Origin of the sequence: Phocaeicola acetigenes (assembly GCF_027529745.1) — a bacterium.
Lineage (GTDB): Bacteria > Bacteroidota > Bacteroidia > Bacteroidales > Bacteroidaceae > Phocaeicola > Phocaeicola acetigenes.
The window spans coordinates 161,185-182,980 of the sequence record NZ_JAPZVM010000001.1 but is presented as its reverse complement, the minus strand read 5'-3'; the positions used below and the strand labels follow the sequence as shown (position 1 = coordinate 182,980).

Genomic DNA, 21,796 nt, shown 5'->3' with positions numbered 1-21,796 from the left:
AAACTATTGTCCCTTCTTATACCTTTGCCATGCTGGGACAACATCAAGACCATATTAATTGCTCATTTGATCTTTTTCGACATGAATCAACTCCCTCACATCCACTTTTAGAATCTCGGCTATACGAAATAGCGTTTCTAAATCGGGTTGAGAGCTATTGGTACACCAACGAGATACAGAACAGGGATTTTTACCAATCTGCTCTGATAGCCATTTAGCTGTTTTATTTTGCTCTACCAATACTATCTTTATCCTGTTGAGTTGCTTCATAAACCAAAATACTTATAGTTTAATGCAAAAATATTGAAACTTACCATAAAATAAAAGTTCTCGCGAGTTAAATCTCATATTTTCCTCTCTAAGTTTATTATTGAGGGTTGCAATTACTAATGTTATGGCAAATAGTCTGTATATTTGCATATATAAGAAAATTGCAATTTTAAATAAACTACACCCAAATATGAAACGCCAGTTTATCCCAGATAAAGAAATCATATTAGAGAACAACATTCGTACTTCCAAAGTAGTTCGTTGACGGTCCCCTCTTTCTGATTTCTGTAAGCATACGAAGAATTTAATAGATAACTTACATATGAACGTCATAAATATCCAACGTATTGATTTAACTCATTATGGACTACCACCTCATCCATGTGTGATTGAACTTGATATACAGATATCAAGGGCACAAATTCCGACCGAGGCTATGCAAATAATAACATGGCTTCAAGATACTAGTTGGTTGGCAACACTTGACGACATAGACAAAGCCAATTATCGTGCTTGCGCAGAACCTACTATCAAAGATTTGTGCAATATGATAATTAAAGAATATTTGAGCGATTCTTATATACCAGGGACTCTAAAAGATGACTTAGGTGAATATTTAGTTTCAATGAATGCACAAGAAGCTCTAGTCCAAGGACTTACTCACACAAAGATTCCAATAGCGGAATTATGGAAAGAACAAGTAAAAGGTAATCCTGGTTTTGACTTCCATACATTAAGTACTTCCGATATAATTGTATATGGAGAAGCCAAATATAAAAGTACTCAAAATGGATATTATGACGCATTTAATCAAATACGCGATTTCATTAATGATAATAAGATGCAACGAGAGCTTCGACATCTAAGAGTATTGGCAACAGAGAATGCAGCGCGCAATGTTTTAACAGGTCAATTAGGATTTGCCGCAGCATTCTCTGTTAATGCACGAAACCTGCCGCATATAATAGAAAATGCTATTAAATATCCTACATTTAGCGCTTTACTTAATTATCCAGAAGTCTATCTAATTACAGTAGAAATAGTATGATTGTCAAAAGAAACGAAGATATATCCTATCTTAAAGAATTAATGGATAATATCTTAATAGATATACATAAGTCTGGTCCAGTTTCAGCATGCCATCTAGAAACATTAGCTTGCATCAAGAAGTTTTATCCAGACTTGTTTAAAGATTATGAACATCAATTAATGTATCTAATGGGACTGTTCTATAAAACTACAGAACCTCAGTCTATTATTGAACTATCCTATAAGTTTCATCGTGATACAATAAAACAGGCAACAAGTTTTGATTTCACTCCAGTACAAGCGAGTGAATTTAAAGAGATTAACAACAATAAAATTTTCTCTTTTTCAGCTCCCACAAGCAGCGGTAAGTCCTTTCTATTTAGATCCTTATTGTCAATTGTTGACAATGATGTTGTTATAGTTTTACCCTCTCGTGCACTCATTGCTGAATATATCAACACAATTAGAAAAATTGTCCCCAAAAACGTCCTTGTATTACAATTCATAGAAGACGTTAATCGTAATAAAGTTAATAGACGCATATATATCGTCACCCCAGAAAGAGCTGATGATGTTTTTCCTATATTAGGATCTTTAAATATAGGCCTTATATTATTCGATGAAGCACAGATTACTGAGGATGCATATAGAGGAATGCTATTTGATGCATTGGTAAGAAAGTGTGAATTTTATATTCCTAACGCAAAAAAGGTATTTGCTCATCCGTTCGTATCAAATCCTGAAGCACAACTTACAAGAAACAACTTAGTCGACCGCATTTCATATAAAGTATATAAACAAAATTCTGTAGGTAAATTATACTACACCAAGAAGGAAAATACATTCAAGCTGTTCTCCCCATTTCAGGATACAGATTCTATAATTGTCAATGATGTTATCCTTGATTGCCTAAATAATAATGGAAGTGTTTTGGTCTATGTCTCAAAAGACAAACTGTACTCTGAAGAATTTATGCAAGATTTTAAAGAGTACATAGATCAATGTGATGAAATAAAAGATGCCAAAGCATTAGTTATTTTTGAAAGGCTAAAAGAATATATTGGCGGCTCGCTACATGGTGATAAGCACTCACTTCTTCTGTCTCTGATGAAAAGAGGTATTGTGCTTCATCATGGCTCAATGCCATTAAAAATGCGATGGATGATTGAAGAATTCGTTGCTGGTGGCTTCGCAAAAATATGCTTTGCTACATCAACTCTGATTCAAGGGATCAATATGCCTTTTGATGTCGTATGGATTGATAACTTTGTTTTTAATGGTTCAGAAGACAAAAAACGTTTAGACTTAAAAAATCTAATTGGCAGAGCTGGAAGAACTACTAATAATTCAAATGTGTTCGATTATGGATATGTAGTTATATCAGAATCTCATAAGAATACATTCTGCAATCGTTTAATTAATCCAAGTACACTATCCGAGATATCAGCATTATCCGAAAATATAGATGCTGCACCAGAAGATCATAAAGATATAATCGAGGCTATTCAAAACAATACATTTAATAATGATCTAAAGATTACTGAATCTCAAAAACAACGAATTCTGGATTCTGATGTGTTTAATGATGTAGCTTATATCTTAGAAAAATTATTTAACAGAGGCAGATTAATTTCTGCAGATAAATATTACGAAATACCGACCGTCGAAAGGAATCGTATTAAAGAGCACTTCAGAAGAATATATGTCGTACACTTACGAAGACAAGAATTAACGCCTGCCGAAAAAACAGTGCTTAGCGCCTCTATCCCAATGCTTCTATGGAGAGTACAAGGAAAATCTTTTAAAGAAATTGTTTCTTTAAGACAAAGCTATATTCAACAAAAATCGAAAAAAGCAGAAATCAACAGAAGATATAGAAATGGGGATATTACAGAAGAGCAAAAAACAATTGAACTAGGACAATTAACACTAAAAAGAACTCCTATTGCAATATCCCTTCCCAACAGAAATGCACGGAATGTTACGTTATTCCAAACATCACCTCATTCATTTAAATATGATTTACTCGTATATGATACATATGACTATATTGATAAAGTAATTAATCTATCTCTGGCAACTCCTATTTGTGCTGTCTTGAAACTATATTACCAAGCAACACAAGACCCACTTGCTCTTGACTTATCGAACTTTATACAATTTGGGACAACTGATATAACAGAGATTTGGCTACTTAAATATGGATTTTCTGCGGACGATTTTGAATGGCTAGTACCTTGTATAGAAACAATCGATGAAAATCAAATAACATTCAAAAATATTGAACACCTATCTGAAGATCATAGAATTCTTATTGAAAGATATTTATAGCAGATAAAATATATGGATTCTAACCAATGTATGATTATAGATTTAGAGAAACGCGGCGATAAGCAAATGTTTGTCACAGAACGTGTTTCTTCTATTTACCAAAACAAGAATGGACTTTGGACTGTTCGGTTTTCGTCATCACCACGTGTATTCAATTACAATACATCACGTTTGCTTTATCTCACACATCCTGAGACAATCAATCTTGGAGAAAAAGGGCTATACATCAATAATAAACATATTAACAATGTAGCAGAATTGCTACGTTTTACAGATGGTCGCTACATTTTTTATCGAGTAACCTATGACAATGGTTATTATGAGAATCTAGAAGGGAACGAGGTCTATATTACCCGTACTCCGATTGACAAAAATGAAGGTTCTATTTGGGATTATCTTCGCAAACTGGCTGATGAAACAGGTCTGATTACGGAAGAAAATGATGAAAGTATTCTATCCAAACAATATGAATTGGTAGATGTGAAGCGTGACAATGTTCCCTTGGCTCAATACCTAGGTGACAAAACAAAATTGGCAACTTACTCTATGCCCAAACATGTCTATTATCCGTTTGGATGCAATGCCAGCCAAAAAGCGGCCGTAGAAGCTGCGTCAACACATCAGGTAAGCATTATTCAGGGACCTCCGGGAACCGGTAAAACACAGACAATACTGAATATTATTGCCAATCTGCTGATGAAAGATAAAACAGTATTGGTTGTATCAAACAATAACTCAGCTGTAGAGAATGTAGCTGAGAAACTAAACGGAGAAGGATTAGGCTTCCTTGTTGCCAAACTGGGTAGTGTACAAAACAAAGAAACATTCATCGCCAACCAGCCAGAGCATCCTGCTATGACAGGTTGGAAGATTGATGAACAAACAACTACAAAGAATCTGGCAAAAGACTCACTTCAAGCCGTTTCACAAGGATTTGATGCTCAACTCAAGCAGGCCAAACTAAAGGCAGAATACGATGCCCTATTAAAAGAATCGAAATACAACGAAATGCGGGAAGACAACCAAACAGAAGATGAATGGTTGAATGGTAAACCATCGGCTAAACTTATGAAATTGCTCAACCACTATCAGACGATGGTTGAGAACGGACATAAGCCAGGTTTATGGTTCAGATTGCAATGGGCTTTCTCATTAGGAACTAAAATATTGACATTTTTAAATAGAAAAGCAACAGATGTCATAAACAGTTTGGAGTCGGCCTATTACTTTTCTCGAAAAACAGAATTAGAGCAAGAGCTAGAATCGATTGCTTCGGCACTCCAAAGCATAGATATCCAGAAGAGTATGAAAGAACTTCGCTCCTCTTCTCTGCAACTATTGAAGGACAAGATAGCTAAACGGTATAATACTGGACAAAGGAAAAATTTTACAATCAAGGATATTAAGCCCAGAACAGAAGAGTTTCTGAAAGAATATCCGGTTGTGCTCAGTACCACTTATTCGGCCAAAAGCTGTATAAGTAAAGACATGGTATTTGACTATGTGATTATGGACGAAGCCTCACAAGTGGACATCAAGACGGGAGCTCTGGCTTTATCATGTGCCATGAACGCCGTGATTGTGGGTGACGACAAACAGTTACCAAATGTGGTAAGCCGAGAAGAAGAATTGGCGTTGAAGGCTATTCAGACCACATATCAAGTGGACGACCGATACAATGCTGTCACGCACAGTTTCCTACAATCGTGCGTTGAAATATTTCGGGATGCGCCAGTAACATTGCTTAGAGAACATTATCGTTGCCATCCGAAAATTATAGAGTTCTGTAATCAGCGCTTTTACAATGGCGAACTGGTTGCCATGACTACAGACGAAGGAGAAAAAGATGTATTGCAAGTGATTCAAACTGTACCCGGCAACCATGCCAGAGGACATTTCAACCAACGTGAAATAGATGTCATTACGCAAGAAGTATTACCGGAATGTGCAGAATCGAAAAGTATAGGTGTTATTACCCCGTATCGGGCACAAGCTGAAGCAATCAATACAACCGTCGGAAAAGACATAGCCAGTACGGTACATAAGTACCAAGGGCGGGAATGCGACACCATCATCATGAGTATGGTAGACAACACTCCTACAGAATTCTCGGATGATGCCAATTTGCTTAATGTGGCCATTTCACGTGCTAAGACCAAATTATGTCTAATTACGAACGGAAATGAAATGCCGGAGGATTCCAATCTCAGCCAGCTAATCAGTTATATACAGTACAACAATTTTGAAGTGAAATCCAGTAAGTTGCATTCTGTTTTTGATTTGCTCTATCAGCAATATACAACAGAAAGACTGGCTTACGAAGCTGCTCATCCTGCCGTCTCCGAACATATATCAGAGAATCTAATATACGATATCCTGTTAAAAGCCATTGCTGAATTAGGTTTTCCCCATACGGGGGTACTTTGTCATTATCCTCTGTCCAGACTTATTGCCGACTGGAATCAACTGGAAGATAAAGAAAAAACATTTGCCGAAAGTCCATTCTCACATGTGGATTTCCTGCTCTATAATTCCCTGACCAAACAGCCAATCAGTGCCATAGAAGTGGACGGATGGCATTTCCATAAGGAGAATGACGCCCAACAATCACGTGATGCGTTGAAAAATCAGATATTCACAAAGTTAGGACTTCACCTGCTTCGCATTTCCACGACAGATACAGTGAATCAGGAAACGATAAAAAAATCATTATTAGCAATTTTATGAAATTAGGATATATACACAGTAACAGAGAAGAGCAAACCCGGGTCATGCAAGTACTGAAAATGACTTCGGAATCTGTAGCTCTCGACGAACTTGGCATTGGCCGTATCCGTGATGCTTTCGCAGACCGTATGTTTCCCGGGATATCTACCCTGCAAAAGCACATGAAATATTTCTCGCTTATGCCGCAACTCTATCGTAAGGCTACAGAAAAACGATATAACCGTTTGTCGGAGGTAAAAGCGGAAATTATCCGGCTGGAACGCATCATGACAAAGAATCTCTATGAAGGGAGTACGGACAAACGAGGTATCACAGGAAGTGAGATGATTGGTAAAAGTGGAAACAATTATGTAAAATATGATCCGGCATACATCTACAATTCCGGATTACAAACTTTTGGAATTTTACATAGTCCACAGTTATATGAACTAATCTACTCAACTTCAAAGGCATTACACAATGCCCCTAAAGTGGCCAAGACGGATGATGAAGATACAAATGACGATGCGGACGAGAAGTCGGGCCTGTTCCAGTTCTGCTCTTTTCCTAATGTAGATTATGATTTTACCCAGAAATGTACATTAGATCTGACCGTAGAAGATAAAGACTTCATTGTGGATCACATACTGAATGCAGAAGCATGTCAAGGTACCTTATTACGTTACATCGTAGACAATCCAGATTTTGTGATAGCCGATAGTTTTGAACAGATTTCCTCCCGACAGTTACCACAGGAGATTGGAGAACTGCAAGACCTAGCTCGGCGTTTTGCAGATTTTATATATATGGTACACATCCGCTATAACTATATCTATTCACAATATCAGGATGAAGAAATGCGAACTAAGTTTCAGGAGAAACTCGAAGAATACCGGAGTAGCGGTACGGACATAGACAAGGTTCTGAATGCCGTAAGCATACGAGAGAACAGCGGGAAATGGTTCTGCAAAGAAGTTGCGGAACGCATTGCGACCAATGACATTGAAGAAGATGGCGGTTTGGACCAGTTAATTATTAACCGGGAACGAAGAGTGAAAGGGAATCGAAGAAAAATTGGAAATCCAGCATATATTTACGACAAGAAGAATCGTATACACTACTATAAACTAACCTACCGATGGGAAACGGTAAAAACCTTTGCCAAGGAATTAAGAAAGGAGGCAATCAATGGCTGACGCATTATGGAATGATATCGTCTATACGGATGTGTTGCAAAGCGATGGCTTTGTAATTGATTATGCGGTTTGTACTACCTATAGTCTGGACATGCCTTCCTTGCTATCAGTACCCTTTATGTTGGGCACAATGACCGACCTGACAGAAACAGCCATGCGCTCTCCTCGCCTAATATTGGAGACTATCAATAAATCAGCAGGTAAGTTTGCCGTTTTCTGCAATGCCGGATGTATGGTAGTACCGCAAGCCAACTCCAAAGTGTATTCACTATTGGAACAGAGCGTTGTACAAGTAACACTGCAAGCAAAGGGGAGCGGTTTCGTCAATTTTCATCCCAAGATATGGATTATAAAAGAAACGAACCCGGACACCGGTGCTCAGCGAATCAAACTGATTGTCCTTTCCAGGAACCTTACCGGTTCCAATGACTTGGACGTAGTGTGTGAACTTATTGGTAAAATCGACACCAAACCGGCCACAAGAAAAGCGCAAATCAAACATGCACCGCTTGTGGACTTCCTCACATGGTTAATCACAAAAGCCGACAACCGTACTATCCGTAAAAATATGCGTTCTATCTGTAAGAGCATGGACTACATTGAACGATTTGACCTTACAGATTCTCCTTTTGATGATTACGAGTTTTTCCCTATGGGGATACCTGGATATGATGGATATACAAAGTGTTTTGAACAAAGTATGCTGAATCATGCGGCAGAAATGCTGGTCATCTCCCCCTTCGTGGACAAGAATATTTTGAATCAAATGGTCAGTTGCAATCCTAGTGCTAAAAAGACACTCATCACACGACATGTTTCAGTTACACAAGAGGTTATAAACTTGTTTAATGACGGTGTTTACACTCCCAAGGAAGTACTGACCGATAAGGTGGAAAAAGATGTGTCTGTCGACTTGCACGAGAAAGTGTATTTCATACGCCGAAACGAGGGCAATCTCAGCTATAACCATCTGTATCTTGGTTCTACCAATGCCACCATGAATGGATTCAGACGGAATGTGGAGTTTTTACTGCACCTGAAGTTTGCTCCCTATAAATCTTCGTATGAAAAATACCGGAGTGAACTGATAAACGACAGCAAGGAATGTATGTTCGAGCAGGTTCTTTCGGTACCAGAGGAAGACTCTGAAAAAGAGGATATCACCAACGAATTGATGTTGCGTCGTGCAATTTCGGCCATTCAGCTGGCCCGAGTTACGTCTAATGACGGAAGCTATACCGTCACCATACAATGCCAGACTAACAGAATACCTTCGGAGCCTGTTTTTCTTTATCCTTTAGGATGTGATGGCAAGGAACAAATATTAGTTGACGGGCTGACATTTAAAGATATGCCACTGGATTCATTAACAGAGTTTTACACGATACGGATTGGAGACTTGCGTCGTCTGATAAAAATACAGACGGAGGGAATGCCAACCGATGAACGAGACAAAGCGATATTCCGTTCCTTTATCAATACGAAAGGAAAGTTCATCAACTATCTGGCATTCATGCTAACTGATGAGGTGGAACAGTATATATTGGAAAGCCAACAACTGGAAAAGGAGCTGGCCAATGACAAGGCATCCTCTTTGGAACAGCAAATTAGCACCTCACTTTATGAAGACATGGTGAAAATGGCCTATAAAGACCCTGACCGCATCGCTTCTATCCGGCGAATCGTAGAGAAAGCAGACGAGACAGTCATCCCAGACCATTTCATGGAGATGTACAACACATTTGAAAACGTTATTAAACAAATAAAACGCTTATGAGTCAGGAAGTAAAGGATTTTCAGCGTGCTACAGCAGATCGTATTCTGCATATCTATAAAAATTTAGGTCATCGACGGGTATTGCTAGCCGACGAAGTGGGATTAGGCAAGACGTTCGTGGCCAAACAAGTCATCAACCTGGTTCGTGAATGGCACAGGCAGGAGAAAGATGACTTCTTTAAGGTGGTTTATATCTGTTCGAATGCCAACATAGCCGACCAAAACATAGAGAAATTAGGGGTTGAAAATCGGATGAGCATCAGCGAGAGCCGTCTGTCAATGCAGCATCTCTATATCAAATTAGCTGAGAAAAGGATTGCAGAACAGCATGAGCAAGGAGAAATGCCTGAATCAATCATTCCGCTGACACCTTCCACTTCCTTCCGTTTTTACAGTGCACAAGGAACGGCCAATGAACGTGCCTTGATGTATAATATTTTATGCGGACAGGCTCAATTCAAAGATTATAAGGAAGTTATCAGTGATTTTCTTAGCTGTAATGTTAAAAACTGGCAGGAGCTTACGAACACTTATAACGAAAAAATCAAAGGATGCGGAGATGATTATCTTTTTGAGATGCATAGTAAGTTACAGACGAGATTGTCGGATACTATTATAAATCAATTGATTGAGTACGCACAATATGGTTGCGATAATCGTCAGAGGGCAGACATGATCAATAAGCTACGTCGTATTTTCGCAGAAATCAGTATTGACATGCTCGACCCTGACCTGGTTATCATGGATGAGTTTCAACGCTTCAATTCGTTGCTTGAACAAGGCGATGACGAGCAATCCATGCTGGCCAACAAATTCTTTGACAACAAGCGTTCCAATACGAAGATTCTGTTGCTTTCCGCTACGCCCTACAAACCTTATTCCACCCTTGAAGAGTTAAATACAAATGGGAATGATGAGCACTATCAGGACTTTATGAAAGTAATGGATTTCCTATATGCCACAAATGATAAAATGGACCGGTTCAAATTGATATGGCACACATATTCTGCTGCACTCAAACGTACAAATGTGGTTGATTTAACACCGCTTGTGGTAACCAAGAATGAAGCAGAAGAAGCACTGTATGGGGTGATGTGCCGCACGGAACGGTTTAACAGTGGCATTATAGACGATTCCCGTGTATGTGACGTACAGGTCGTGCCGGAAGATATCCTTTCTTTTGCAGAGGGGCAGTATCTGATGGATTGTCTAAATCAAGAAAATACGAAAGTGCGCTTAGGTAATCTCCCCATGGAATACGTCAAATCTTCACCCTATTTGTTGTCCTTTATGGATAAATACGAACTGAAGAAACGAATTGCTTCGGCATTACAACACTCAGACGTAAAAAGATATGGAAAAATGGACGCATTGCTTCTATCGAAGTATATCATCAATAATTATCGTCCCATTCCTGCTGCTAATGGAAAATTAAAGTATCTCCACGACCTCGTATTTGGTACACGTCACGAGAAGAAAACACAGTTGTTGCTTTGGGTTCCTGCCTCTAATCCATACTATAAAGCCGGAGGTGTATTTGAGAGTAACGAAGCTCGCAACTTCTCCAAGATTATTCTATTCTCTTCATGGGAAATGGTACCGAGAATGATTTCCATCATGATGTCATATTATTCGGAGTTATATACTTTGGGAGAGTTAAAGAAGGTAGAAGCAGAGATACGCTATACTTCTCAAAAGAAGAACCGTTATGGCGAAAATCGTTTAAGAGCCGACGGATTATTAGAGTATCCTTGCCAAACCCTATCCGGTCTTTTCTCTCCTACCACATTTTATGGAGAGAAACTTTCCTCAATCCGGAAAATCATAAAACAGAGAATTCAAGAAGAATTTGCACAGAATACTATCATAAGTAGTATTCCACAACAAGGGCGAAACAACGCCAAACTTATTCTTACTCTCATGAAAATACTGGATGGAAAGCCAGTGGAAGATTTGAACGACTTGTATGTGCCTTCAAATGCATTGGATGTGATGACAGATATTGCCATCGCTTCACCGGCTGTATGTGCTTATCGGCAATCCGGCAATGAAGAAGATGCCCAAATGGTGGCTAAAGCAATCGTCTCAGTATTCAACAAGCCTGAAAGTGCAGCTGTGATAGACCTGATGTATAACAAAAAGAGCGATGATGATTATTACGAATCAGTTCTTGATTACTGTGTGGTAGGTAACCTGCAGGCCGTACTTGATGAATATGCCCACATGACACAAACAAAGATGTTGGGACATACTATTACGGAGGCTATTATTGGCACAAGCAATCTTAGCATAGATACAACCGATTCATTGGGAATGGAAGAAAAGAAACAACTTATGCGTTGTCATTTTGCTATTCCATTCATTGATAAAACGGTCACTGACAAATCTGTCGCTCGTACCACTAATATTCGTAAGGCTTTCAATTCTCCTTTCCGTCCGTTCCTGCTTTCAACAACATCAATAGGTCAGGAAGGCCTTGATTTTCATTGGTATGCCAGAAAGATTGTTCACTGGAATCTACCCTCAAATCCTGTAGATCTAGAACAACGGGAAGGTCGTATCAACCGATTTAAGTGTCTGGCTATTCGCAGAAATGTGGTAAAATTGTATGGCAGTGAAACTTATCATACTTGGGATGAACTGTTTTCTCTGGCTTATTCGAATTTGAAAGGTACACATTCGGATATTGTTCCTTATTGGTGCCTTCCTGTGGCAGAACTGACGGAAGAACAACGGGCAAAATTGGAATACATTGAGCGTATTGTTCCGCTTTATCCACTCAGTCGTGACCGATATAAATACGAACGTCTTATCAAGGTGCTTGCCTTGTATCGTATGACACTGGGGCAGCCACGCCAGGAAGAATTGTTGAACCTTTTGAAAAATATGCATCTTTCGGATGAACAGCTCAAAAAACTGACAATTGATTTGTGTCCATATAATAAAAAAAGTGATTGATTATGGTAAATTCTAAGTTTTAGTAATGAAAAAGTAATATTAATTCATCTTGTCAGTTGGATTGTATTACAGGAAAATCCGCTCTGTTGGTACCGATATAGATTTTCAGGTAATGTGCCTCAAGATTTATTGCAAACGGGAACAGAGAAAATTTGCCAAATCGCATAAAATATTGTTGATTTGGCAAATCATAACCCATTTCGAATCTACTATTTCACCTGCTCTATATCCTGCCATTCTGCAATAGAGACAATCACTTGATATTGCTCCTTGGTCAGCACCGAGTTAGAATCGACCGAACATTCGTATTCCCACGGCAGTTCGTAGACAGAGCCTTCTTCCTGATAGCCCATATAATTATGATAGGAATCGGGAACAAGCCGTACATAATCCTCTTCGAGCAGGATTCTCAGGAGTTTCTCTGCGTCATATATCAGCAGTGGTGTCCCGGCCTTATACAAGGCTGTGGCCACTTCGATGGCCAATCCGGCATTGGCAGAATAACTGTTGGAAACAACAATTTTCCATCCCTGTTGCCGGTCGTGTGAGGCAAAGATATTCAAACGCGAAAGGCCCAGTTCTCCGTAATGGTCAGTTGCGAACCGCATGAAATCCTCCTGACTGTCAATGTCGTACATTTTCGTCACATCCACGAACTTCTTCCGCTTGTAATAGACCACATCACGCAGTTCTTCTGGAACATCCTGCGGATCTGTATGAATACGTCCCCTGAGTCCCCGCTTCTGGTGATAAGCCTCATACACCTCATTGGCAATGCGGTAATATGTGCAATACCTTCGGATGGACATGGTTTCAAAAAGAGGGGCAGAATGCCCGTGCACCGAGTCCTCCAATGCCTTGATGGCCGTTTCCCTATCTTCCACCTCAATTTTGAATTTCGGCACTATGCGATTAAAATCCTTCTGTGCAATCCGTCCTATACGCTGCTGGTACGGAAGGTTATGCGCCACGTAATCGTTGAACCCGTCGGGATTTGCGACAATGACATCAATCATCCGTTCCAGATAATCAAAGAGGCGGGTTAGATTCTCCCTGCACCACGTATCATCTGGCCCTGCATCCGTACACTTAGGGCAATTCGTAATGATAAAACGGGTATGCTTCCGGTCCGTAACACGGATTGACCGGGAATCCCCGTATCGACTTGAAGCGACATGAAACCATCTAGTCTCCACCGGGTTGAATGCAAGCCAATCAGCAAGGAACGCTTCTCGACTGTCATATTCCCCTGAAGTGATCAATTCCTCGGTATACCCCCACTCTTCCGGCGTAGGCCGTGGCACTTCGATATGGAATCCCCGGTACTCATCGTCGCCCATTGCGACCAGCCGCTCGAAACGATGTTGAATTTCAACCAACCGTTCAAACATATCGCCGCCAACGACAATCTCCCATTGACGACTTTCACCTAACGCCTCCAAATACGAGGCATTCAAGCCGACCTCCTTCGCTAAATCAGCAAGGAGCCTTCTGTCTATGATCTTTCTTTCGTTCATTTCTGTATGTCCATTAAATTTCAATAAACCTAGCTGGGTCAAATCCGTTCATCAGGTGTTCATCCTCAAAAACATATCCCATCTGGTTGCAGGCAATTCATTATTTTTCAAGTATCTGCTGTTTTCCTGGAACTTCATGTACAGATCACTCATGTATTGTATCTTAATCTTACTGTTCTCCTTTCTTTGAATGCTCAATCTGTTTCCCTATGATTGTCTTCACCTGCGCAAATGAAACCGGAGTGAAATCGTTGTTGTCCACTCCGACATCATATTGTGTCGGAAGAAGCATACTCAGTCGAGAAGCATCCTTTCCGGTATTGTTCCTACGGGTATGAACGTGTCCGAATAGCTGCCATGTGTCATCATATGAGCCGCCATAGCAGAGGAACGGACAGTGATTCAGATAAATCTTCTGTTTATCCACCTCGATATACATCTGCATCGTTATCTGCTCGAAGTATTTCGTGTAATTCTGCCTCAGGTTCTTGATGTCGTGGTTGCCGGAAATAAGGTATATTTTCCCGTTCAGCCTGCTCAGTACGTTTACCCATTCGGCAGAACCGCCCAGACAGAAATCACCCAGGTGGAACACGATATCCTCCAGACCGACCACTCGATTCCAGTTGGCAATAATCGTTTCATTCATGTGCGATACATCCTTGAAAGGCCTGTTGCAGAACCTGATGATATTGGTGTGGTTGAAGTGGGTGTCGGATGTAAAGAACACCCTGCTTCCGTCAAATTTATAATTCATAATCTTTTCATTCATGCGCATCACTGCGCGGTTAATAATACGTTACAATTCAGCCCGTGGACGGAATTGACGGAGAAGAGCACATCGTGTGAACGTCACCAACAGGCATCAAATAAACTGCAAGCCGAATGCAGATCCGGTTATTGTCCGGAATATGCTGAGGCGCAGCGTTTATTGTAAATCAAAGATCTAAAACAAAAACCGTCGAAAAGTTTGGTAAGGACTCTCCGACGGTTTTCATTTATCATTTCAGCGGGATACCAGCATCATCGTATCCCCGATGTTCTATCAGACGTTCGTCGGAAAATGTCTCCAAAAGTATAGAATGCTCCAATGCCCGAAGTATGGACACACGACAATCTCTCAAGGCATTTTATGCCTCGATCCAATACGATGTTCCAGTTGTTCATTCTTCTTTGCAGCATTGTAAGCTTTATGTTTTTATTCAATTGGCGGCGCAAAATTACGGATTTTCTTGAGGAGCAGCAAATTTCTTTAGAGAAAAGCCGATATAAAGCAAACTGTAGAGCCCATAGTGCAAAAGTGCAAACGTATATTTTGTTTTCGTTACCCTTTTACTGGGAAAGTTCAAAGTATCGCTCCTGAGTGCTAACTTCGGTGATGGTTTAGAGCTTTACATTTTTTCAAGCGAATAATACCTGTTATCTCACACTTTTTCCAACGAATCAGACTCCATTTTACACCTTTTCATCAAAATTGAGACTTGAAATCAGCAACACGCAAAAGATGTTTGAGAAGATCCTGCCGAATATGATATTCTTCTGATTGGTACGACGAATTATAGGTTACAGCGACTTTTCTTAATCTCTGTATTCATGTATGTTCGTAAGTTCAATTACTTATTAGGTAAACTTTTGATTTCTTTTAATATTTTTAAAACAATGTCTATAGGTACGGTATCTTTGTGCTCTTCATTTATTATCGACTCTTCGTTATATTTTCTTGTTTTTTCTCCTAAGGATAAATGATTATTCAACAATTTGTCAATTGCAGAATTAATTCGTTTCATAGACTCATCAATGTTTATTGATAATGAATTAAGAGATAACAATAAGCCTTCGATATACTCAATTTCGTGTATATGTTTAGCTAAAATAACTAATTGCCTCTGAGCTCTATTTAATTGAGATATAAAAACCCATAATAATGCGCCAGAGATAGGTATTGGATGTATTAACATCAAGTAATTTTTCCAGTCAGGGAAAGAATTTTCTGTACAAAATTTAGAACAAATAATATATTCTATGAATGCTACAAATAAAATGGTAATTCCTATTAATATCAAATATCCATAAAATAATTTGTTTAAACGGGCATGTTCATCTTTTATTGGCTTAAGATATTTTTTGAGTTCTGTAAAGGTTGATTTGATTTTCCTGTTCCATTCTTCTATTGCATTTTCTTGCTTTTTCTTCTCGTCTAATTCTTTCTGGAAATTATGTATTTGCTGGTTTGCAAATTGTAGCTGGAGTTCTTTTTCTTGAATTCGCTTTTCCTGAATTTGCTTTTCTTCCCGACTTTTCCCTTGAAGATTTTTGTTTTCCGTTAATATTATATTTAAAGCTTTTTCCAGCTCTTCTTTTTGTTTTTGAATCTCTTCAATTTGTTGTTTATAATAGGATTCTGAATTATAACTGGAAATTTTGTCGATATAGGAACAATCTTGTAGCTTTTTTCTAATTTGCCAAACTCTCATCTGAAGTTCTTCTAATAACTTTTGAACTTTCAGATGAAAATTTTCAGTTCTCTTAGCTTGAGGCATTTCAGATAAATGCATTAGTTGAGAACGAATTTCATAAAAATCGTCCGTTATTATATTATACAACAAATCTATTTTAGATGTTGTTATTAAATCACTTAAGTGAAATATCTGATTTCTAATTGAATGCAAATCTTTTATTAGTTGGGGATCATACATATCATCAAAAATATCAGATGATATTAGTCCTATTATGTCATCGATTATATGAAGTTTTTCTTCTACTTCCATATACATCTTTTTAACTTGTCCCATATTATTTGAATTTCTTGTGCAAAAATACGAAAGATCTTTTTTTATAGCTATAATGAAATCGGCATTTTTCTGTTTCTCCATCGGTAATTCCTCTCCCTTATGCACTCTCCATCTTAGGTGGCCATTTTTTACGGTTCAATGCCTATGTGACTTTTGAACTTTTTGCTATGAAAATTAGGTTTCATAGCAAAATAACATTCCGTTTTTCCGATAGTCGAAAAAATATTTTATCGGAGAAATTTACAAACAAGTCCACTCCTTTCCCGTAACAAACATGCCTACATGAAACGAAAACGGAAGAAACAAAAAAGTCACATTTGCGAGAAAAAGAAAAATAAGTTCAGTGAAATTTCAAGTTCAGTGCCACTCAAATCTGCAAAAAATTACAATAAACACAAAATTGTACCAGCATGTAAAAGTAGACACGGAAAAAATTTATCAGTTAAACATTTTTGCCAAAGTAGACAATCACAATATTTTTGTTTGATTTTACAAAAGTGGGCATATTTTCAATTCATGATTGGATAGTACTTTAAACGTTCTCTCTGTACAAACTTAGGTTCTGTGCTCAGTTCTCTTTTTTCAAACTTCTCTTTACTTTTGATTTCGCCTTTATTTATTATAGCGTTTTCTGTAGTTTGATAGAGTGTCATATACGATTGCGAAGCAAGGCCGTCGTTCATTATAAAACTTGACACAGCCTTCCATAGCTTTCTAGAACTCTTCTCTGCATTTTCTATTCCCAAGCGATTATCAATTCTTTATTACTTAGCCATTCATAGCCTCATTCACGGGATTGTGGGTGGGCTTTTTTCTACCCTTGACATTGAACGGATCACGTTCGTTTCTTTTATCAGTTCATTATATGCCATTAATGCATGGACGGAGCCTAGGTCAGCGTGCATCACAACTTGTTTTGAAGTTCCTTTCAACAGGGATATGAAATCATGAAGTCCGTCGATTTACTGCTCTTTTGTACCCCCTTCTCTCGGTCCCCTTATAAGTTAGAATATCCTTGGTAATAAAAGTCTATATAAAATATACCATATCTTGAAGGCCATCATGGCTGTCACAATGACCTGCCATAGCCTGTTTACCATCTCCTAGGTTGGGGATATGTGGGAACTTTTTCTTTACCTTATGTGGCCTATAATGCTCCTGATGTTTTGTCTCAGACTTGATCTCAAGAAAATGAAGCACTTTGTAGGCATAATTGTCACTGATGTCCATGTACTCGTTTATCTTGATTATGCCACTGTCCACCTATATCCATGCGTCCGGTGGATTTCATGGATCCTCCTCACCAATGTGATTAGCTTGACGAAACTCTGTTCTTCCACTTATAAGATCCTGCATAGCTTGCACTCATTATGTTGCATATTTCTTGATTGAATAGTCTCTAGGTAGCAATTCCACTACTTCGAACTCTTCTCCCTAAAAAGAATACACTTCTGTTCCCCAGCTCCTTTCATTTGAACGACATAGTTTTTTTGCTGTTCTTCTCTATACGCAGTTGCAATATCTCCTGATTGTAGGCCTCATATCTAAATCATTCGATATTTATTTGTATTTCTTCAAATACTTGACGTTCTTTGTATATAAATTATTCGAGCAAATAATTTATAGTTAATTTAAGATTATATTATCAAGATGCAAATGATGAAAAAAATAAATATTTCAAAGCTGACATCAAGAGAGTTCGTGTTGGGTGTATTACGCATTTTACCAAACTGTGAAATAACATTAAGAAAAACTTTAGAAGATGAATTTTATGTGCTCAATAATCGTTGTACTGTTAATACGGATAAAAAAATCGTAGCATTGTCATCTAATGAAAATATGGTTGACTTCTTTGGTAAAGGAATTACGATACAAGCCGTGGTAGGTGTTAATGGTAGTGGTAAATCTTCATTATTTGAGTTAATTTATAGAATTATCAATAATCTTAGCTGCTTGTTAAATAGAGGAAAGAGGAGGAAAGCTTCTGAACAATTGTATTATATTGACGGATTATGGGCAGAATTATATATAGTGATAGATGGGGTACTTTTTTGTATTGCATGTCATGGAGATAATGTTTGCATTAAAAGAAAAGATGAAGAAATAGTCAATATCAACGCTTTTAAAAACGATGAACCAAGTAAAGATACGGTATTGTTGTCGGATATTATAAAATGGGCAAAAGAATGTTTATTCTACACAATTGTATCAAACTATTCAATACAAGCATTTAATGCTCAAGATTATGAATGTGAGCCGTGTTTTTTAATAGATGGTAAAAGAAAGAGACAAAAAATAGAGGATAAAATATGGATTAATAGTCTGTTTCATAAGAATGATGGATATTTGACACCGATTGTGTTAAATCCATACAGGGATAATGGCCATATTGATATGAATAAAGAACATTGGTTAACTCTTTATCGTCTATCATCTGCAATGATATATGCAGAAAAGCATAATAAAGAATTTATGAAGGATTATAAACTTCACAATATATATTACACATATTCTGATAGCTTCCTAAAGGATAAATATGTAAATACATATGATGTAAAGGATGAGATTTATTGGAATTATAAACCTGGGGGAAATATTCAGCCAGATTATGGAACAATAATTCTTAGTGAATATCAAGTTGTAAATAAATTGAATTATAATGATCCTATTCAGCATGCTGCTGCGATGTATCTTATATATAAGACATATGCTATTGCTAATGCTTATCCAAATTATGATGAATTCTCTAGTATTGGTCAATTAAAGAACTTTAATACTCCAACAAATTCTGAAACTGCCGATTTAACAAATCGGCTGGTAAAAAAAATACGAAAAGATAAATCTCATATATCTTTGAAGGTGCGTCAGATGCTACATTTTATTGATTCATTTACTGCAAAAAGATTGGATACTCAATCATTACAATTAGATAAAATTACATATTATGATTATGTGGGTGCTGTTGCAATTAACCGTAAATTAAACTCAATGAGTGAAATACAGGAATATCTTCCACCGTCATTATTTCGAATAGATATAACTTTAGACAAATACGAAAATAATAAAAAAAAGAACGCAGAGCCCATATCTATTAACAGACTTAGTTCTGGAGAACGTCAGTATCTATATACATTTAGTACTTATATTTATCATATTTTGAATTTACTTAGCATACAAGATAGTCATAGAGTACGTTATCGTCGAATGAGTTTAATATTTGATGAAGTTGAAATATGCTTTCATCCAGAGTTTCAACGTAGATTTATCGATGAACTACTAGGGTATATTAAGAGGCTGGGTATGAATCGTCATGCAACATTTTGTATTACAATTGCGACTCATTCTCCTTTCATATTATCAGATATACCACAGAGTAATATTTTATATTTAGATAATGGTAAAACAGCAGATTTTTCTGAGTTTAAAAATCCTTTTGCAGCAAATATCTGTGATGTGTTATTTCAAAGTTTCTTTTTAAAGAATGGGTTTACTGGTGAGTATGCTAGGAAGAAAGTAAATAATTTATTGAAATATTTACATGAACCGCATAAACGAATTTCCAAAAATAAAAGTAATGAGATAAATTTTTTAAAAAGAATAATAGGAGACCCTTTTATAAATATGCATATTGAACAATTAATGTCTCTAAACCATGAGAAAGATAATTATTGATGATAATATTAGAGGATTTGCTAATAAATACCTTAAAGAAATGGAGAATGAATGTCCAAATGTTATTAAAGATTTGGAAAATCTAAGAGATAATGTGATTAAATATAATCCTGGAATTGACAAAAAAATAATAGAGAATTATATTAATGAAATCATTTCAGACTATCCCAATCTTTTAATAACAGAACCTAAAGACTGGAATTTTAAAAAATATAATAAGATTCTTGGAGTTAATTCAGATATTCTAATAACAGAAGTTAAATATAACACTAAAAGAAAAGTTTCTGCGGGTAAACCTATAGAATATCGATCTGCTAAACTTTATGATAGAATTATGTTTTGTTTAAGATATGAAAAAGCTAGAACTATATTAGGTGAAATCCATCAAGAAATGGGATTAAAAGCATGTATTTATTGTAATACACAACCTGCAAGAAGTGCAAATAGAAATGTTTTCTATGAAATGGATCATTTGAAACCACAAAGTAAATATCCATTTTTAGGAACATGCTTCTATAATCTTCAACCATCGGATGGTTCTTGTAATAAAAGAAAATCTGATAACCCTTGTGATTTTCAACTTTATATTAATGATTCAAAAGAAGAATTATCTCCATTTAGGTTTTTACCGCGGATAACTGGTATTGAGCCTAATACAAAATGTATCGAAATAAAATTTGTTGGAAAAAATGGGAACACAACCACAGAGAGTAAACAATATAATACTACATTTCATTTAGAAGACTTATATGCTGCATACAAAGATGTGGTCGATGATATTTATTGGCAAAATTACAAAATGTGTGGAAGTATGGTTGCTGCATATAAGGCAACATTTGGACATGATGTAACAAGAGCTGAACTTACAAAACATTTATTACATTGTCCTTACGATGAATCAAAAATTCATGAAGATGTTTTACGAAAGCTAAAAGTTGATACAATGAAGCAACTTGATGATGCAGGTTTATTATTAAAAGATTAATGAAAACATAGTAAATTGAGAACAAATTCTTTGATCATATAATAAAATAATTATTGATTATACTTATCAAATGACATTTATAAAGACAAAAATTATTTATAAACGTCCATTATAGTATTCAATCAGAGTAAAATGAAGCTTGATAAGGTAAAATCAGCTTTATCTTTGTCATACACTATAAGACGTAACCTAAAGTGTTTCAACTAAAGAAATTATTAACTACTTTAATTATTAGCAATTTACTTGTTCAAGGCACAAGAGATTGAAAGCTTTAGTACCCCTATCCAGTAAGGATGGGGTATTGGTGCTACTGTTAGTGAATCTGCAAAATAGTGTCTAGGTAGGTTAAATTGGCAAGAGAGGTATACGTTAGTTCTACAAATGCTGAAGCGACCATATGAGCAAGCAGGTTGGTATTAATGCGTGGAGTGCATATCCTCCTAATTTTTGGGGAACTTTCGACTCTAAGATTATCTGAAAACGCAAAATATTCTTATATATTCTCTTGCTAATCGAATCACAATAAGCAAATAACATATGAGATATCCTTGCCGAATTATTCTA

13 protein-coding genes are annotated in these 21,796 nt (G+C 37.1%); 8 read left to right on the top strand and 5 right to left on the bottom strand.

Features of this window, described 5'->3' with window-relative positions; translation table 11 throughout:
* Nucleotides 1-54: 54 nt before the first annotated feature.
* Complete coding sequence (locus O6P32_RS00795) at nucleotides 55-270, bottom strand: helix-turn-helix transcriptional regulator (RefSeq protein WP_269876325.1); 216 nt, start codon at nucleotides 268-270, stop codon at nucleotides 55-57.
* A 322-nt stretch (nucleotides 271-592) separates the two neighbouring features.
* On the opposite strand from O6P32_RS00795, the gene O6P32_RS00790 reads away from it, so the two are divergent.
* Genes O6P32_RS00790 through O6P32_RS00765 form a run of 6 tightly spaced genes read left to right on the top strand, consistent with a single transcriptional unit; the run spans nucleotide 593 to nucleotide 12,266 of the window.
* Nucleotides 593-1,318, top strand: coding sequence for a hypothetical protein (locus O6P32_RS00790; RefSeq protein ID WP_269876324.1), 726 nt, complete (start codon nucleotides 593-595; stop codon nucleotides 1,316-1,318).
* Complete coding sequence (locus O6P32_RS00785; RefSeq protein ID WP_269876323.1) at nucleotides 1,315-3,630, top strand: DEAD/DEAH box helicase; 2,316 nt, start codon at nucleotides 1,315-1,317, stop codon at nucleotides 3,628-3,630. The genes O6P32_RS00790 and O6P32_RS00785 overlap by 4 nt, the downstream gene beginning before the upstream one ends.
* Nucleotides 3,631-3,642: 12 nt before the next feature.
* Nucleotides 3,643-6,357 carry an AAA domain-containing protein gene (locus tag O6P32_RS00780; RefSeq protein ID WP_269876322.1) on the top strand — a complete coding sequence of 905 codons (2,715 nt, stop codon included), beginning with the start codon at nucleotides 3,643-3,645 and terminating at the stop codon, nucleotides 6,355-6,357.
* Nucleotides 6,354-7,532 carry a DUF6361 family protein gene (locus O6P32_RS00775; RefSeq protein WP_269876321.1) on the top strand — a complete coding sequence of 393 codons (1,179 nt, stop codon included), beginning with the start codon at nucleotides 6,354-6,356 and terminating at the stop codon, nucleotides 7,530-7,532. The genes O6P32_RS00780 and O6P32_RS00775 overlap by 4 nt, the downstream gene beginning before the upstream one ends.
* Entirely contained in the window at nucleotides 7,525-9,309 is a 1,785-nt protein-coding gene (locus tag O6P32_RS00770; RefSeq protein WP_269876320.1) for a phospholipase D family protein, read from the top strand. The genes O6P32_RS00775 and O6P32_RS00770 overlap by 8 nt, the downstream gene beginning before the upstream one ends.
* Nucleotides 9,306-12,266: a helicase C-terminal domain-containing protein gene (locus tag O6P32_RS00765; protein ID WP_269876319.1), complete on the top strand. Its 2,961-nt coding sequence runs from the start codon at nucleotides 9,306-9,308 to the stop codon at nucleotides 12,264-12,266. Before O6P32_RS00770 ends, O6P32_RS00765 begins: the two co-directional genes overlap by 4 nt.
* Before the next feature lie 209 nt (nucleotides 12,267-12,475).
* Here the strand turns inward: O6P32_RS00765 and O6P32_RS00760 are convergent, their stop codons facing one another.
* The 4 genes from O6P32_RS00760 to O6P32_RS00745 all read right to left on the bottom strand — a co-directional run bounded on the left by O6P32_RS00760 (nucleotide 12,476) and on the right by O6P32_RS00745 (nucleotide 16,551).
* Nucleotides 12,476-13,783 carry a hypothetical protein gene (locus O6P32_RS00760; protein WP_269876318.1) on the bottom strand — a complete coding sequence of 436 codons (1,308 nt, stop codon included), beginning with the start codon at nucleotides 13,781-13,783 and terminating at the stop codon, nucleotides 12,476-12,478.
* 169 nt (nucleotides 13,784-13,952) lie between these two features.
* Nucleotides 13,953-14,540 carry a metallophosphoesterase gene (locus O6P32_RS00755; RefSeq protein WP_269876317.1) on the bottom strand — a complete coding sequence of 196 codons (588 nt, stop codon included), beginning with the start codon at nucleotides 14,538-14,540 and terminating at the stop codon, nucleotides 13,953-13,955.
* 244 nt (nucleotides 14,541-14,784) lie between these two features.
* A complete protein-coding gene (locus tag O6P32_RS00750; protein WP_269876316.1) occupies nucleotides 14,785-14,907 on the bottom strand; it encodes a hypothetical protein in 123 nt (40 codons plus the stop codon).
* A 489-nt stretch (nucleotides 14,908-15,396) separates the two neighbouring features.
* The gene (locus O6P32_RS00745) at nucleotides 15,397-16,551 is read right to left on the bottom strand and encodes a hypothetical protein (protein WP_269876315.1); all 1,155 of its coding nucleotides are present in this window, start codon (nucleotides 16,549-16,551) and stop codon (nucleotides 15,397-15,399) included.
* Nucleotides 16,552-18,231: 1,680 nt separating this feature from the next.
* On the opposite strand from O6P32_RS00745, the gene O6P32_RS00740 reads away from it, so the two are divergent.
* Nucleotides 18,232-20,247 carry an AAA family ATPase gene (locus O6P32_RS00740; RefSeq protein WP_269876314.1) on the top strand — a complete coding sequence of 672 codons (2,016 nt, stop codon included), beginning with the start codon at nucleotides 18,232-18,234 and terminating at the stop codon, nucleotides 20,245-20,247.
* Complete coding sequence (locus tag O6P32_RS00735) at nucleotides 20,228-21,232, top strand: hypothetical protein (RefSeq protein WP_269876313.1); 1,005 nt, start codon at nucleotides 20,228-20,230, stop codon at nucleotides 21,230-21,232. The genes O6P32_RS00740 and O6P32_RS00735 overlap by 20 nt, the downstream gene beginning before the upstream one ends.
* The last annotated feature ends 564 nt before the right edge of the window (nucleotides 21,233-21,796 follow it).